Annotated in this window: 14 protein-coding genes; 9 read left to right on the forward strand and 5 right to left on the reverse strand. The window is 71.2% G+C overall.

All coding sequences use genetic code 11. The features are described 5' to 3' along the window. Positions 1-11: 11 nt before the first annotated feature. The gene (locus ABZT18_RS26735) at positions 12-770 is read left to right on the forward strand and encodes a MerR family transcriptional regulator (protein ID WP_354996257.1); all 759 of its coding nucleotides are present in this window, start codon (positions 12-14) and stop codon (positions 768-770) included. A gap of 54 nt (positions 771-824) precedes the next feature. Continuing rightward, positions 825-1,601 carry a hypothetical protein gene (locus tag ABZT18_RS26740; protein WP_354996258.1) on the forward strand — a complete coding sequence of 259 codons (777 nt, stop codon included), beginning with the start codon at positions 825-827 and terminating at the stop codon, positions 1,599-1,601. Positions 1,602-1,608: 7 nt separating this feature from the next. Here the strand turns inward: ABZT18_RS26740 and ABZT18_RS26745 are convergent, their stop codons facing one another. Further along, complete coding sequence (locus ABZT18_RS26745; RefSeq protein ID WP_354996259.1) at positions 1,609-2,982, reverse strand: serine hydrolase; 1,374 nt, start codon at positions 2,980-2,982, stop codon at positions 1,609-1,611. 157 nt (positions 2,983-3,139) lie between these two features. Here ABZT18_RS26745 and ABZT18_RS26750 point away from each other — a divergent pair, with 157 nt between their 5' ends. Next, entirely contained in the window at positions 3,140-3,424 is a 285-nt protein-coding gene (locus tag ABZT18_RS26750; RefSeq protein ID WP_354996260.1) for an antibiotic biosynthesis monooxygenase, read from the forward strand. Between the two features lie 24 nt (positions 3,425-3,448). On the opposite strand, the gene ABZT18_RS26755 is transcribed toward ABZT18_RS26750, so the two are convergent. Both ABZT18_RS26755 and ABZT18_RS26760 read right to left on the reverse strand, forming a co-directional pair. Continuing rightward, entirely contained in the window at positions 3,449-4,978 is a 1,530-nt protein-coding gene (locus ABZT18_RS26755) for an SLC13 family permease (protein WP_354996261.1), read from the reverse strand. A 52-nt stretch (positions 4,979-5,030) separates the two neighbouring features. Continuing rightward, the gene (locus ABZT18_RS26760; RefSeq protein ID WP_354996262.1) at positions 5,031-6,584 is read right to left on the reverse strand and encodes a gluconokinase; all 1,554 of its coding nucleotides are present in this window, start codon (positions 6,582-6,584) and stop codon (positions 5,031-5,033) included. Positions 6,585-6,846: 262 nt separating this feature from the next. Between ABZT18_RS26760 and ABZT18_RS26765 the strand changes: the two genes are divergently transcribed. From ABZT18_RS26765 to ABZT18_RS26790, 6 genes are all read left to right on the forward strand, one after another. Beyond that, positions 6,847-7,995 carry a hypothetical protein gene (locus ABZT18_RS26765; protein WP_355252757.1) on the forward strand — a complete coding sequence of 383 codons (1,149 nt, stop codon included), beginning with the start codon at positions 6,847-6,849 and terminating at the stop codon, positions 7,993-7,995. Positions 7,996-8,040: 45 nt separating this feature from the next. After that, positions 8,041-8,586 (forward strand): hypothetical protein, encoded by a 546-nt coding sequence (locus ABZT18_RS26770; RefSeq protein WP_354996264.1) that lies wholly within the window; start codon positions 8,041-8,043, stop codon positions 8,584-8,586. 42 nt (positions 8,587-8,628) lie between these two features. Next, positions 8,629-9,903, forward strand: a complete 1,275-nt coding sequence (locus tag ABZT18_RS26775; RefSeq protein WP_355252760.1) for an RNA polymerase sigma factor — start codon at positions 8,629-8,631, stop codon at positions 9,901-9,903. Positions 9,904-10,018: 115 nt separating this feature from the next. Continuing rightward, positions 10,019-10,690, forward strand: a complete 672-nt coding sequence (locus tag ABZT18_RS26780; RefSeq protein WP_354996266.1) for a DUF998 domain-containing protein — start codon at positions 10,019-10,021, stop codon at positions 10,688-10,690. Positions 10,691-10,723: 33 nt separating this feature from the next. After that, positions 10,724-11,104, forward strand: coding sequence for a YciI family protein (locus ABZT18_RS26785; RefSeq protein ID WP_354996267.1), 381 nt, complete (start codon positions 10,724-10,726; stop codon positions 11,102-11,104). 184 nt (positions 11,105-11,288) lie between these two features. Next, positions 11,289-12,425 (forward strand): epoxide hydrolase family protein, encoded by a 1,137-nt coding sequence (locus tag ABZT18_RS26790; RefSeq protein ID WP_355252763.1) that lies wholly within the window; start codon positions 11,289-11,291, stop codon positions 12,423-12,425. A gap of 81 nt (positions 12,426-12,506) precedes the next feature. Here the strand turns inward: ABZT18_RS26790 and ABZT18_RS26795 are convergent, their stop codons facing one another. Both ABZT18_RS26795 and ABZT18_RS26800 read right to left on the reverse strand, forming a co-directional pair. Then, positions 12,507-13,199 (reverse strand): hypothetical protein, encoded by a 693-nt coding sequence (locus ABZT18_RS26795; RefSeq protein WP_355252766.1) that lies wholly within the window; start codon positions 13,197-13,199, stop codon positions 12,507-12,509. A 15-nt stretch (positions 13,200-13,214) separates the two neighbouring features. Further along, positions 13,215-15,575, reverse strand: a complete 2,361-nt coding sequence (locus ABZT18_RS26800; RefSeq protein WP_355252769.1) for a fibronectin type III domain-containing protein — start codon at positions 15,573-15,575, stop codon at positions 13,215-13,217. Positions 15,576-15,596 lie beyond the last annotated feature (21 nt).

The following is a 15,596-nucleotide window of genomic DNA, read 5'->3' on the forward strand; positions in this document are numbered from 1 at the left end:
GGAGGGGAACCATGGCGTACACGGTGGGTCAGGTGGCGAAGGTCGCCGGCGTGACGGTCCGGACGTTGCATCACTACGACGAGATCGGGCTGCTCTCGCCGAGCGGGCGGACCGCGGTCGGTTACCGGCGCTACGACGACGCGGACCTGCAACGGTTGCAGCTCGTCCTGTACTACCGGGAGCTGGGTTTCCCGCTTGAGGAGATCACCGCGATCATCGACGACCCGGCGGCCGACCCGGCCGCACACCTGCGCCGGCAGCACGAGCTGCTGACGGTACGGATGAAGCGGTTGCAGGAGATGGTCACGGCGATCGAATTCGCGATGGAGGCGAGCAAGTTGAACATCCAACTCACCCCCGAGGAGCGGTTCGAGGTCTTCGGGGACGTCAACCCGGAGGAGCACGAGGCCGAGGCGGAGCAGCGCTGGGGCGACACCGACGCGTACCGGGAGTCGAACCGGCGGGCCTCCCGCTACGGCAAGGACGACTGGCTGCGGATCAAGACGGAGAACGAGGACTGGGGTCGGCGGATCGTCGCGGTGCTGGCCTCGGGCGCCCCGGCCGACGGCCCGGAGGCGATGGAGCTGGCCGAGGAGCACCGGCAGATCATCAGCCGCTGGTTCTACGAGTGCTCGTACGAGATGCAGACCGGGTTGGCCGACATGTACATGGCCGACGAGCGGTTCACCGCGCACTACGAGAACATCGCACCGGGGCTGGCGGCGTACCTGAACGAGGCGATCCACGCCAACGCGATCAGCCGCGCGTGACTCGGTGCGGTCCGGCTAGTCTGGCCGGACCGCACCGCCCCCGGGGAGATGACCGTGCAGAAGCCGAAGCTGATCGCCGCTGTCGCCGTTCTTGTCGTGGCGGTCGGCGCCGGGGCGTGGGCCCTGGTCGCCAGCGGCGACGAGCCGGACGCGGGTCGCCAGGCGGCCGAGGCGTCGTCTGCCTCGACCGACCCGGTCGGTGTGCTGAAGGCCGCCGCCGCGAAGGCCGACGAGCAGCCGTACAAGCTGACGGTGGGCACCGGCGGCGCGGATGGCGACGCCACGGTGCTGCTCTGGGACCCGAAGGCGAAGCGTGGTCTGGAGACCACCTCGTTGAAGGTGCCCACCGGTGCGGTGAAGATCGAGCGGTTGACCACCGGGCCGGACGTCTACGTGCGGGTCACCGCCCCGGACCGGCGCGTCCCGGTGTGGGACGGCAAGACCTGGTGGCACGTGGGCGCGCCGGGCGCGCCGGCCGCGAAGCAGGGTCTGGACAACACGCGGCTGGCCAGCACGCTGGCCTCGCCGGCGGGGGTTCGGCAGACCGGCGTGCGGGAGTACGCCGGCACGTTGGACCTGCGCAACAGCGGCGAGGTGCTGGGCAGCGGCGTCGGCAAGGTGCTCGGCGACCGGGCCGGCGCGGTGCCGTTCACCGCGTCCGTCGACGAGCAGGGGCGGCTGGTCCGCTACCGCATCGAGCTGGCCAGTGAGCAGTCGCAGACCGCCCAGCTCGACCTGACGTACGCGGATTTCGGGTTGCTGGTGTCGGCCGACCCGCCGGCGGCTGACCTGGTCGGCGAGGACCCGCCGGCGAACATCCCCGGCGCCTGACGCTGGCTCACTCCTCGACCGCCCCGCCGGTCGGGGTGACCAGGAAGTCGTAGACGGTGCGGGCCATCCGGCGGACCGTCTCGTCGCCGGTGGCCATCGGCCCGGCGGTGAGGAACGCGACGGCGGTCTCGGTGCCGGGGATCAGGTAGTAGCCGACGTCGTGGGAGGCGTCCGGCAGGTCACCGGTCTTGTGGGCCACCGGCACCCCGGGTGGCAGCGCCGCCGGGATCTTGGTGTTCAGGGTCTGCTCCCGCATGAAACCGATCATCAGGTCGCGGGAGGCGGGCGTGAGGATCTCGCCGTCCCAGACCGCGCCGAGCAGCGACACCACGTCGTCGGGGCTGGTGTAGTTCTCCTCGCCGCGCTGCGCGGCCGCGCTGTCGAGCATCCGGCGGGCCAGGATGGTGGACCGCTGGTTCATCGAGTCGATCAGCGCGTTGACCGGGGTGAACCCACCCAGGTAGGTGATCAGCACGTTCGCCGCGATGTTGTCGCTGTACTTGATCAGGTACTGGGAGAGCCGATGCAGGGTGACCACCTGCGGGAACGTCTCGAACTGCAGCTGGCCGGTGCCGCCGACCACGTCGTCCGGGGTGACCAGCACGCCGTCGTCGAGAGAGACCTGTCCACAGTCGACCCGGCGGAGCAGCTCGACGAGGATCCACAGTTTGATCACGCTGGCCGCCTTGGGGCGGAGCGCGCCGTTGACGGCGATCTGCTGGTCGCCGTACCGGCCGGACAGGTCGCGGACGGTGACCCCGGCCGGGTTGAGGCTCGCGTCGGCGACGACCCGGGCGAGCTGCCCGCTGAGCGGGAACAGTTGGGCCCCCGCGATCGGGTCGGTGGGCGGCTGCGGGCTGGTGACCACCACGCCGGTCAGCTCGATCGGCTGGCGGTGCCGTCGGATCACCTCGAGCGTGCCGTCGCTCCGCCCGATCAACGGCACCCGGTAGCGGTAACCGGTGCCTCCGACGATGACCTCGCCGCTTGCCACCCCGGCGGCGACCCGCATGTTCGGGTCGGCGACCCGGCCGGTGTCGCCGTCGCAGGCGCGGTAGCGCACGGTGTGCCCGAGCGAGTCCACGGCGAACGCCCCGCCGGGGAACGACAACCAGGACACCTCGCTGGTCGGCGCACGATCTGGCGTCGGCTCCACACCGGGCTCGTGGCTCTGCCCGTCCTCGTCTCCCGGCTCCACCCCGTACCCCGGCTCGGCCTGCTGGCCCGGGTCCGCGACGGGCCCGCGGCCCGGACCGTCCGCGGTGGCCGGCCCGGTCGTCGCGACCACGGCGAGCGCGACCGCCGCCGTCAGCCACTTCAGGGGTACGCGGGCAGGGGTGAACAACAGGGAAGATGAGCGCGTCTTGTCGCTTTTTCTCACGTTTGCACGATATGAAGCGTCGGAGGCGGGTGGGGTCACCGGGACTGGTGTCACCCGTCCGGGCGGCGATGCTCCCGGGAGCGACATACCTCAGAAGTATAACTATTCCTCTGCGGCATCAGGCGCATCAGCAGAACCCCAGCCCGAGGGAGCGTCCATGTTGATCATCGCCGGCATTCTGCGCGTGGAGCCGGATGCGCGCGACGGCTATCTCGCCGACTGTGCACCGGTCATCGCGCAGGCACGCGCAGCCGCCGGCTGCCTCGACTTCCTGCTCGCGGCCGACCCGTTGGAGCCGGGCCGGATCCACGTCTACGAACGCTGGGAGTCCGCGGAGCAGTTGGCGGCGTTCCGTGGCTCCGGGCCGGATGATGTGCAGACGACGGCGATCCTCGACGCCGACGTGCACCGCTACGTGATCGCCGGCGTCGAGGCAGCCTGATCCGGGCCGTGCCCGCCGAGGTCGCTACAACAGCAGGTCGAGGAGGAGCACGCCCAGGAAGCCCACCACGGAGATGATCGTCTCCATCAACGACCAGCTCTTGATGGTCTGCCCGACGGTCAGCCCGAAGTATTCCTTCACGAGCCAGAACCCGGCGTCGTTGACGTGCGAGAAGAACAGCGACCCGCAGCCGACCGCCAGCGCCAGCAGAGCCACCTCGGGGCGGTCCAGACTCGCCGCGAGGGGCGCCACGATGCCCGCCGCGGTGATGGTGGCGACGGTTGCCGAGCCGGTGGCCACCCGGATGCCGACCGCGACCAGCCAGCCCAGCAGCAGCGGGGAGAGGTTCGCGTCCTTGGCGGCGTCGGCGACCAGGTTGCCCACCCCGGCGTCCACCAGCACCTGCTTGAACCCGCCGCCGGCCGCGACGATCAGCAGGATCCCGGCGATCGGTGGCAGCGAACCACCGATCACGGAGGAGACCTGGGATCGGTTGAACCCGGCCTGATAGCCGAGGGTGAACATCGCCAGGATCACCCCGGCGAGCAGCGCCACGATCGGTGTGCCGACGATGTCCAGCGTCTTACGCCCCGCCGTGCCCTCGTCCAGGAACAGCTCGCCGATCGCGCGCAGCAGCATCAGCACCACCGGCAGCAGCACGGTGATCACCGCCGGCCAGAACGCCGGGGTCCGCCGGGCGGTCTCCGTGCCGCTGTCGTCCACCGGGGCGCCCGGCCGCCCGCCCCCGGGGTTGACCAGGTCGTCGTCGGTGAGCAGGTCACCGTCCACATCACGCTGTTCCGCCGACGCGCCCGTGGTCCGGCCCGCGTCACGGCGGGTCGGCAGCAGTGCGGCGGGCGCGGTCGCCGGCACGTACCGGGCGATGATGTTGCCGAACACCGGCCCGGCAATGATCACCGTGGGGATCGCCACCAGCAGGCCCAGCCCGAGCGTCAGGCCCAGGTCGGCGTTGAGCGAGGAGATCGCCACCAGTGGGCCGGGGTGCGGCGGGACGAGGCCATGCAGCACCGACAGACCGGCCAGCGCCGGGATGCCGAGCTTCATCAGCGGCACGTCGGTGCGCATCGAGACGAGCAGCACGATCGGCACCAGCAGCACCACGCCGACCTCGAAGAAGAGCGGCAACCCGATCAGCGCCGCGACCCCGGCCATCGCCCAGGGCAGCGCCCGGCCGGAGAACCGGCCGACGGTCCGGTTGACGATGCCGTCGGCGCCGCCGGATTCGGCGAGCAGGCCGCCGATCATCGCGCCGAGTGCGATCAGCAACCCGACGCCGCCGACGGTGGAGCCCACCCCGGCGGTGAACGAGGTGATCATCTTGTCCGGTGCGACGCTGGCGACCACGCCGAGCACCGCCGCGCCGAGGATCAGCGACAGGAACGGATGGATCTTCGCCCAGGCGATCAGCAGCACGACGGCGGCGATGCCGAGCAGCGCGGCGATGACGAGCTGGGTATCACCGGCGGTGGTCACCGGGTCGGCGGGTGCGGCGAGGGCGGTCAGTGGATCGGCCAGGGCGGAGAGTGGTGGCACGAGAATCACGACCTTCGGGACGGGGTCGGTCCTTGGTGGGCCGGCCGAAGGGTCACATCGGTGGACCTGCTGATGGCTCGGATTCCGCGGGCAGGCCGGGTGCCAACCGGCGCATCGAGGTGAAGGTGGGCACCAGCGCGTCGTACAGCTCGGCGAAGAGCGGCAGCAGCGCCGCGTACGTGGCGGCGGCGGCCGGGTCGGGGCGGACCGTCTCCTCGATCCGCACGAGGTCGGCCGCGACGTCGATGCTGGGGATCAGCCCGAGCGCCTGCATGCCGAGCAGCGCAGCGCCGAAGCTCGACCCCTCGTGCGCGGCCGGGAAGCTCACCGGCAGGCCGAGCACGTCGGAGAGCATCTGCCGCCACAGCCCGCTGCGGGCGAAGCCGCCGCCTGCCCGGATCTCGCGGACCTCGTTGCCGGCCGCGCGCACCGAGCTGAGCACCAGCGCGAGCTGCTGGCAGACCCCCTCCAGTGCGGCTCGAATCAGATGCTCGCGGCGGTGCCCGTTTGTCAACCCCACGTACGCGCCGCGCGGCAGCGCGCTCCAGTGTGGCGCCCGTTCGCTGTGCAGGTACGGCAGCATGATGAGCCCGCCCGAGCCAGCCGGCGCGCGTGCGGCGAGAGCGACCAGCTCCTCCTCGGAGTGCTCGCCGAGATCCGGAGCGAGCGCCTCACCGGCCCACTTGAGGACGATGCCGCCGTTGTTGATCGCGCCGCCGACCACCCAGCGGTGCTCGGTCAGCGCGTAGCAGAACACCCCGCCGAGCGGGTCCACGCCGGGCCGCTCCACCATGACGCGCATGGCGCCGCTGGTGCCGATCGAGCAGGCCACCATGCCGGGGTGCACCGCGCCCAGGCCCAGGTTCGCCAGTGGGCCGTCGCCGGCGCCGACCACCACCGGGGTGCGTTGCGGCAGGCCCGTCTCGGCCGCGGCCTGCGGGGTGAGGCCGGGCAGTACGGCGGTGGTGGCGACCAGTTGGGGGAGTTGCTCCTCGGTGATGCCGGCGATGGTCAGCGCCTCGCTGTCCCACTCCAGCGTGTGGATGTCCATCAGGCCGGTGGCCGAGGCGATCGAGTGGTCGGTGACCAGCGCCTCGCAGAGCCGCAGCAGCACCCAGTCCTTGATGCTCACCCAGTGCGCGACGCTCTCGAAGAGCTTCGGCTCCTGCTCGGCGAACCAGAGCAGCTTGGGCAGCGGCGACATCGGGTGCATCGGCGTGCCGGTGCGCCGGTGCAGGGCCAGCCCGGACGGCACCGCCCGCAACCGCTCGGCCTGTCGGGTTGCGCGCGAGTCGGCCCAGGTCACCGACGGTGTGAGCGGGTTGCCGGCCGGGTCCAGCCCGATCACGCTGTGCATGGCCGAGCTGAACGACAGCCCGGCCACCGGCTCGATCAGCTCGGCCACGACCATGCTGATCGACTTGAGCACCGCCTCCAGGATGAGTTGCGGGTCCTGTTCGGCGTACCCGGGCTGCGGGTCGTCCAGCGGGTAGCCGACCGAGTAGCTGCCGAGCTCCCGCCCATTGGTGTCGTACGCGACGGCCTTGGTGCTGGTGGTGCCGATGTCGACGCCGATGACCACGGCGGGCCGGGTGTCCTGTGGCACGACCCTCACCCCCTTCGAACGGCGGTGCGGCGGCATCGCCACCCGGCTGCGGCTGACGTTACCGAGACAGCGACCTCCCCGCATGACACGCGCGAAGGCGGCACTCCGGGCCGGATGAATCGACGCAGCAGTATCGGCCTATCGTGCGGTTTGCTCCGCCGATCGGGTAATTTGCCCGTTCCGGCGTGTCCGCGCGCCGCGCCGCACCTGTTAAACCGGGTGACACCCCCAGATTGGTGGCCTGCGCGGCGAAGGAGTCGGCGTGGCAAAGACTGATTCGACGGGTTCCACATGGCGGTACCGGTGGGCGCACCGGCAGAACGTGCGGCGGCTCAGCACGTACCGCGGCGCTGATACGGCATGGCGGCGACGCGACGACGAGTTACGGCGGCTACGCGCTCTCGCCGCCGACTTCCAGGGCTCCGCGGCGGCTGGGACCGGCCTACCGCTGGAGTTGGCCGCCGACGAGGTCGTGCTCTGGGCGCTGCCCGCAGCGCAACTGGTCGAGGTGCGCCACACCACCGTGCTGCCCGCGCCGGACCTCACGGTCGCCGCGCAGACCGGGCCGCTGCGCCCGCGCCGCCCGGACGGCGTACGAGTCACCGACGCCGGCATGGCCGTGATCACCAGCCGTCGGCTGGTGCTGCTCGGCGGACGCGGCCGGCGCGACTGGGCGTACGGCCGAATGACCGGTCTGGCCCATGACCCGGCGACACCGGTCACCCTGATCCAGGTGCTGGACCGGCGGCGGACCTCCGGGTTGCTGCTGCCCGCCAAGGCGGCGTCGGACTTCCGGTTCAAGCTCACCCTGGCCTTCGCCGACGCGATCGAACAGCGCGCCGCGGTGCTCGCCCAACTCGACGAGCTGATCGCCGAGCATGCGCAGCTCAAGCCGTTCCGGCCGGCCGTGGCCACCCCCGGGCAGGCCCGGCTCTCCTCGTTCGTCCCCGGTGGTCGGCGGACCCTCGCGGTGGCCGCCGCCATCGCGCTCCTGGTGCCGGCGGCGCTGATCGAGTCGGATCCGTCCGACCCGACCGGCGGCCCGGAGGTCGCCGTCGCCGCCACTCCGGCGCCCACCCCCAGCGTGGTGCCCGCGCTGATTCACCCGGCGGCCCCGGCGCCCGCGCGGAGCACCCCGCCGAAGCCGACGAAGTCGCCACGCCCGTCGCCCAGCACGACCCGGGACCCGCGCTGTGGCGCCCCGGAAAACCCCCTGGGGTACGACTTCTGTGGCGGTACGCGGATCCGCCGGCCGGCTACCGAGGTGTGCGACTGGTTCGACTGTGTGCCGCAGTTCTGGGCTGGTCGGGGTTACCTCGTGCAGTGCCGCGACGGCTCGGTCAGCCTGACCGGCGGCCGGTCCAACGCCTGCGCTGAGCACCGAGGCGTGCGGCGAACCATCTGGAAGTGACCGGTTTGGGGGTTAACGTCTGCTTCGGTCGGCCAGAATGATCGAGTGGAGATCCGGTCTGACGATGGCGCGCGGGTGCGGATACGCCCCGTCGGCTACCAGCCCGGCATCGACCCGCCCGACGACCCGGGCCGAGCCGCGCCCGGCTGGCACGACTGGCTGCTCATCGAGGTGGACGCCCGCACCGCCGACGGTCAAACCTGGTCGCATCACTACCCGAGCCTGATGGTCGAGGAAGCCCGCGCGCTCGGCGGCTGGCTGCACGGGCAGGCCACCGCAGCCCTCGGGCCGAGCTCACCACCGGCGCTGGTCCGCTTCAGCGAACCCAACCTGGCCCTGCGGACCCGGATGCTCCGCCGTCGCCGGTTGGAGCTGACCGTGGAGTTCACCGCCGAGTCGCTGCCACCGTGGATGCGCCGCCCGTCGACCGCCATCTACCCACTGATCCTCACCGTCTCCGCGGACGCCCTCGCCACCGCCGCCGAGCACTGGGCCGAGCACTGCGAGGCGTACCCGCCGCGTACCCCGTCGCGGTTTCCGGCCCGAGGCCCGCTGCCGGACCCGATGCCGCACCGCCGAGGGGCCGGCTGACGTTCTTGTCCCAACCGCGCCGGCCTGCTGTGATGGGCGGTCATGGGGGACGAGCAGGTGCACCGCACCGTCGAGGCGGTCTGGCGGATCGAGTCCGGACGGGTGATCGCTGCCCTGGCCGGCCTGGTGCGTGACGTCGGCTGGGCCGAGGAGTTGGCGCAGGATGCGCTGGTGGCCGCCCTCGAACAGTGGCCGCGCGACGGGGTACCGGCCAACCCGGGCGCGTGGCTGACCACGGTCGGCAAGCGGCGGGCGATCGACGCGCTGCGCCGCCGCAGCCTGCTGGAACGCCGGGTCGCCGACCTCGGGCGCGACCTCGGCGACGACCAGTTCACCCCCGACTTCGACGCCGCCTTCGAGGAGAAGATCGAGGACGATCTGCTGCGCCTCGTCTTCACCGCCTGCCACCCGGTGTTGTCGCCGCAGGCACGGGCGGCGCTGACCCTGCGGATGCTCGGCGGGCTCAAGACCGAGGAGATCGCCCGGGCGTTCCTGGTGCCCGAGACGACCGTCGCGCAGCGGATCACCCGGGCCAAGAAGACACTGGCCGAGGCGAAGGTGCCGTTCGAGGTGCCCGGCGTCGAGGAGCGCGGCGAACGGCTCGCCTCCGTGCTGGAGGTGATCTATCTGATCTTCAACGAGGGCTACTCAGCGACCGCCGGCGATGACTGGATGCGTCCGGCCCTCTGCGCGGACGCGCTGCGCCTGGCCCGCGTCCTCCAGGGGCTGATGCCCGACGAACCGGAGGTGCACGGGCTCGCCGCGCTGCTCGAGATCCAGGCCTCCCGCACCGCCGCCCGGGTCGACCCCACCGGCGAGCCGATCCTGCTCATGGAACAGGACCGCGGACGGTGGGACCAGATGCTGATCCGCCGGGGCCTGGCGGCGCTCGACCGGGCCCGAGCCGCCGACGTCCCACCCGGGCCGTACACCCTCCAGGCGGAGATCGCGTCCTGTCACGCGCGGGCGCGTACCCCGCACGAGACGGACTGGGCGCGGATCGCGGCCGGCTACGCGGAGCTGGCCCGGGTCGTGCCGTCGCCGGTCGTGGAGCTGAACCGGGCCGTCGCGGTCTCCTTCGCCGACGGCCCGGCCGCGGGCCTGGACCTGGCCCGGGCGTTGGCCGACGAGCCGGCACTGGCCGGCTACCACCTGCTGCCCAGCGTGCTCGGGGACCTGTTGGGAAAGCTGGGCCGCTACGACGAGGCCCGGGCCGAGTTCGACCGGGCAGCCCAGCTCACCGGCAACGAACGCGAGCGCGCGCTGCTGCTCGCCCGGGCCGCCGACTGCGCCCGAGGCGTCGCGCCGACCCGCTGAAAAAGCTCCCATCGTCATGTCGTATCCCGCGCGTGCCGCTCGACGCGTCAGTGCACAGCCGGCTCGCACCGGCAGGTGGGACCGGCGGCCGGCCGGCAGAGACGAGGAGATCGACATGACGACGACGAACGCGATGAGCGCAGGGTCCGGGGTGGCGGGCGTCGACTCTCGGCGTACGACGACCAGGGCGCTGTTGGCCGGCGGGGTCCTCGCCGGCCCGCTGTTCGGGGTGGTGGCGGCGGCCCAGATTCTCACCCGGGACGGGTTCGATCTGAGCCGGCAGCCGCTCAGCCTGCTGGCGCTAGGCGACCTGGGCTGGATCCAGATCGCCAACTTCGTGCTGACCGGGCTGCTCGCTGTGGCCGGCGCGGTCGGGCTGCGCCGGGCGCTCGGCGGCGAGCCGGGCGGCACGTGGGGGCCCGCGCTGATCGCCGTGCACGGCCTCGGCCTGGTCATTGCCGGGGTGCTGATCTCCGATCCCAGCATGGGCTGGCCGGCCGGTGCGCCGGAGGGCACCCCGGACACGCTGAGCTGGCACGCCGTCGGTCACGGCGTCGGCGCTGGGCTGGCGTTCGGCTCGCTGCCCATCGCCTGCCTGGTCTTCGCCCGTACGTGGTGGCGTGCCGGGCAGCGCGGTTGGGCGACGTTCTCCCTCGGCTGCGCGCTGGCCGTCGTTGCGATCCTGGCCTGGCCCGACCAGGACACCCTCAGCGTGCGGATGGCGCTTGCCTGCGTCCCCACGTTCGGCTGGCTCACGGCGCTCTGCACTCGACCGCTCACCCGCTGACCGCTGCTCACCGATCACGAGAGGACCACACCGATGCGTTTCATGCTGATGCACAAGCTCGACGAGACCCGCCCCGAGGCGTTCAACCCGAGCCCCGAGTTCATCGCCCGGATGGAGGGCTTCATGAAGGAGGTGGCGCAAGCCGGGGTGTTGCTCGCCGCGGAAGGGCTGTGCGAGACCTCCAAGGGCGCCACCCGGATCACCGTGACCGGTGGGAAGACCACCGTCACCGACGGGCCGTTCGCCGAGACCAAGGAACTGATCGCCGGGTTCGCCCTGCTGGACGTGCGCTCCCAGGAGGAGGCGGTGGAGTGGGGACGGCGGTTCACCGAGGTTTTCGCCGACACGATCGGCGACGTCGAGGTGGATGTCCGCAAGGTCTTCGAAGTGCCGGAGGACGCGCCGCCGGCCTGATCCGACTACGCCCGCGCCGCCACTTCATGCCGGTGGCGGCGCGGTCCCGTGTAAGGTGATCTTCGTCAGCCATTGAGAGGAGGTGAGCCCGGTGACCACCCAACGTCATTCCTGGGCGCTCCTCTCGGCCGTCCCCCTCAGCTGACCTCTCGCGTCGGGGAGCGCCCTCCTTATCGGAGGACCAATGTCCCACTCTTCCTTCCGCATCGACGTACCCGATGCGGTCCTCGACGACCTGCGGGCCCGACTGGCCCGTACCCGCTTCACCACCCGTAGCGGCGACCAGCCGTGGCAGGGCGGCGTCGACCCGGACTACCTGCGCGACCTGGTGTCCTACTGGCACGACGGGTTCGACTGGCGTGCCCGTGAGGCGCAGCTCAACGCGTACCCCCAGCATCTGGCCCTCGTTGGTGGCCGGAAGCTGCACTTCCTGCATGTCCGGGCCGCGCGCCCGGCGGGCGCGCCCGCGCCGTTGCCGTTGATCCTCAGCCACGGCTGGCCCAGCAGCTTCGTCGAGATGCTGCCGCTGGTCGACCGGTTGACCGACCCCGATCGGCCGGGCGGCGCGTTCGACGTGGTGGTGCCCTCGCTGCCCGGCTTCGGCTTCTCGGAAGTCCCGGACGAGCCGGTGACCCGGGCGGTCCTCGCTCGGACGCTGCACGAGCTGATGACCGACGTGCTCGGATACGAGCGCTATGGCGCCTTCGGCGGCGACGTCGGCGGGGTGGTCACCGGCTGGCTCGGTGCCCTGTACCCGGAGCAGGTGGCCGGCATCCACATGATCCATCCACCGTTCCCGGCCAGCTTCGACGACGGACCCCTGTCCCCGGCCGAGCAGGCCTACCTGGACGCCGAAGCCGCGTACGACGAGACCGACGGCGGCTACAGCGCCATCATGGGCACCCGCCCGGACACCCTCGCGGCGGCGCTCGCCGACTCACCGGCCGGGTTGGCGGCCTGGATCGTCGACAAGTACCGGGACTGGAGCGACAACCACGGGGACCTGGCGAACAGCATCGACCGGGACACCCTGCTCACGATCATCACGCTGTACTGGGCGACCGAGACGATCGGCTCGTCGTTCCGGCAGTATGTCGACTTCGACCACAACACCCCACGGCCCATGATCACCGTGCCCGCCGCGTTCACGGTGAGCACCGAACCCTCGCAGGCCAACTTCCCCCGCTCGATCGCCGAGCGGGCCTGCACCGACATCCGGCACTGGAGCGAACCGGGCCGAGGCGGGCACTTCATGCCGTTGGAGGAGCCGGATCTGCTCGCCGGTGAGCTGAGGCAGTTTTTCACCTCACTGCGCCCGTAGTCGGGGCACTGCTCGCTGAACAGCACCCGGCGTGGCCGGCGGCTGTTGCGGTTGTCACCGCAGCAGCCGCCGGCACCCGGGCTACGCGCCGAGCGACGCCTTGGCGGCGTCGATGGCTTCGGACAACTCCTCGATATGTTCGAAGCCGTCTTCGACGATGGCCATGTTCACCCCGCACTCGCGCTGCCGTGCTCGCAGCAGCGTCTCCTCGATCGGGGCCACCGGGAAGGCCAACGGGTCGAGTCCAGGAGCGGAGCCCACGTCGTCGACCAGAAGCCACTTGCTGTCCGCGTCGTAGACGACCACACCGGCGGCGATTCCCCTGGTCCACTGGTCGAACAGCGTGGCCAGGCTGGTGGCGGCACGAACCGAATCCCAGGCGTCGGGCGAGATCTCGTAGCGCCAGATCTCACCCTCGTGCTCGCCCGCGAGGACGAACGTGTAGAGGACGGCATCGAAGTGGAACAGGGGCATTTGCTGCCGCCAGGGGAACGGCGTGCCGATCGACAGCCCCAGATAGTCCAGCGCGTCCCCGCCCTCCGGCCATGGCATCCGCCATCCGACGTTGGGCAGCAACTGCCGGTCGGGCCATCGTTGCGACTGCAACCAGGTCAGCTGCTCCGCGACGTGATCCACCCCGAAGATCCGGTGGACCACGTCCGGCGGCTGCCCGGCCGGCGACTCGCCCTGGTCGGGCCAGTCGAGGCCGGCAGCCGTCGCCACGACGCGGTACTCCCGCACCGCGTCGCGCAGCACGCGCATGTCATCGAGCATCAGGAAGCTCCTCGGCTACGGGGCCTTGGGGGTCATGCAGAGGCTAGCCCCGCCCCCGCTGACCTTGAAGGCGAAGCTCGGGCCGCCGGCCTCGACCCACGGCTTCACCGGCAACACGACGAACTTGGTTTCGTTGGTCACCTTGCACTTGCCGTAGAACGAGCTGATGTCTCTGGCCTGCGGCAGCGACTCCGTCGTCGGCACCAGCTTGAGGTCGGCGACCTGGCCGGTCAGGTTGACCGCCTGGTCCGTCGCCCAGAACGGGAACTCGTCGCAGGTCTGCCCGGGCACCCGCACGTCGCATGCGTTCGGTTGGAACTGCGCGGTGTTGAACCAACCGCGCGAATAGCCCCTGGACGTCGCGGCCTGACCGTTCACGCTGCGCGCCGGGTAGAACCACACCGCCCGGGTCGGCGGCTGCGGGAACCCGCCGTCACCCATCGCGGCCACGATGTGCTTGCCGGTCTCGGTCATGTCGTCGCCCCGGTAGTTCTTGGCGCCGGGGACGTAGACGATGACGTTGTCGTCACACCCGGCCTTGCCCTGGGTGCCGCGTTGGGCCGTGCACGCCGCGTCGATGATCCGCTTGAGTCGCGAATCCTCGCTGGAGTCCCACGCGAAGTCGAGATCCCGCTGGTCGGCCACCAGCTTCGTGGTCTTGATGACCTCGGCGTAGACCTTCAGGCTGTTGTACCACTCACCCTCGTCCAGGCCCCAGTTGTCGAACGTGTCGAAGTCGACGTCGTGCTCGATCGGGTACTCGATGAGGCCGTTCACGCCGATCGTGCTGGGGAACAGGATGGCGAGCAGGACGCCCAGCACGAGACCGATGCCGATGCCGGCGGCGCCAACGACGATCCACGAGATGCCGGCGGCCGCGGCCGGAGCGATCGCGACGACCTCCACCGTCTCCGCGATGGGAGCCAGCAACGTCGCGCATGCTCCGCTGGCACACCAGGCGATCGGCGCCACCGGGCTCGGCACCAGCAGGCGAGCCTGCGGTGCGTCCACCGAGGAGATCACCGGACCGCGGCCGGACGGGGCCACCGCGAAGAGCATGTCGGTGATGTTGTCCGCGCAGTCGAGCAGTTTCTCGCCGGACGGCGGCAGGAAGGCGTCGAGGCAACTGCTGTTCGACGCCCGGTAGCAGCCGAGGAAGACCTCCGTGCTGCCGGCGGGCACCGGCACCGTGGAGCGTGCGCTGGCCGCGATGTAGAAGTCGCCACCGGCGCCCGCGCACTGCGACGTTTCGCTGGCGGTCGTCTGCGTGGTCGCCGGCGACACCTCGTCCACATGGATCATCGTGGTGAAGTCACCGGCGAGCTCCCGCGCCACCGTGCCGTCGGCGCGCAGCGCCTCGACCCGGAACGCGTACGGGGTGTATTCCTCAAGCGGCTCGATGGGGAACGTGATGACGCTGTCGACCGTGCACGGGTTGGCCGCGTTGCCGTTGCCGTCCACGCAGAGCTGCTCCACGGAGAACTGGTCGTAGATCTCGCCGTCCAGGTAGGCGCGGTAGCTCGCCTCCTTGGCGGGGTCCGGGTGCCAGCTGGCCGTGGCGCCGCCCTCGTCCGGGTCCAGGGTCAGACCGGCGTCGACGTCCGGCGGCGGCGGCAACGCGTCCGTCGTGAAGGACGTCGTGGCGGCCGTCGTGGACCGGTTGCCGGCCAGGTCGATGGCGACCACGGAGACCGTGTGGTTGCTGGACGGCTGTAGGTCCGTGATCGAGTACGAGCGGGTGCCGACGGTGGTCCGGTGCGCCGTGCCGCCGTCGACCTTGACCTCGTATCCGGCGAGGCCGTAGTTGTCGGTGGCCGCGCCCCAGGTCACCTTGGCGCTGGTCGCCGTGATCGTGCCGACCGTCAGGCTCGGAACGTTGCTCGGCGGGATCAGGTCCACCACGGTGATGCCGCGCAGGATCTTCGCGTACCGGCCGGGTTCACGCTGTGCGCGGGAGCAGACCTGAACCGGGCCCAGGTGCGGCGGGCGCATGCTGGTGGTCCAGGAGGCGGACCAGTTCGTGACGCCGGGCGGCGGCGGACCGAAGGTGAAGCTGGACGAGGTCGTCTTCTCGATCGAGACGTCCACCATCGTGGCCTGCTTGTGCAGGTAGCCGCTGATCGCGATCTTGCCGTTAGCGTCGACCGCGACCTCAGACCCGGCTGTCGGTCCTTCGAGCCGGATGGAGGCGTGGTTGATGTCCTCCGGCACGGACGGGTCGGCGCAGGCCGGAAGTTGGGCCTCGGTCACCGCCTGGGTGACCGCGGCCTGGGCAGGCGGCGCGCTGATCAGGGTGACCGGCAGGACGAGCGCGACGGCCAGTGCCGTCGCGCGGAGTGACCTGCTGAAATATCGAGTACGTCTGTGGTCGGCCATGCGGCTCCGCTCCCCGTAGTT

Origin of the sequence: Micromonospora sp. NPDC005291 (genome assembly GCF_040607415.1) — a bacterium.
GTDB lineage: Bacteria > Actinomycetota > Actinomycetes > Mycobacteriales > Micromonosporaceae > Micromonospora.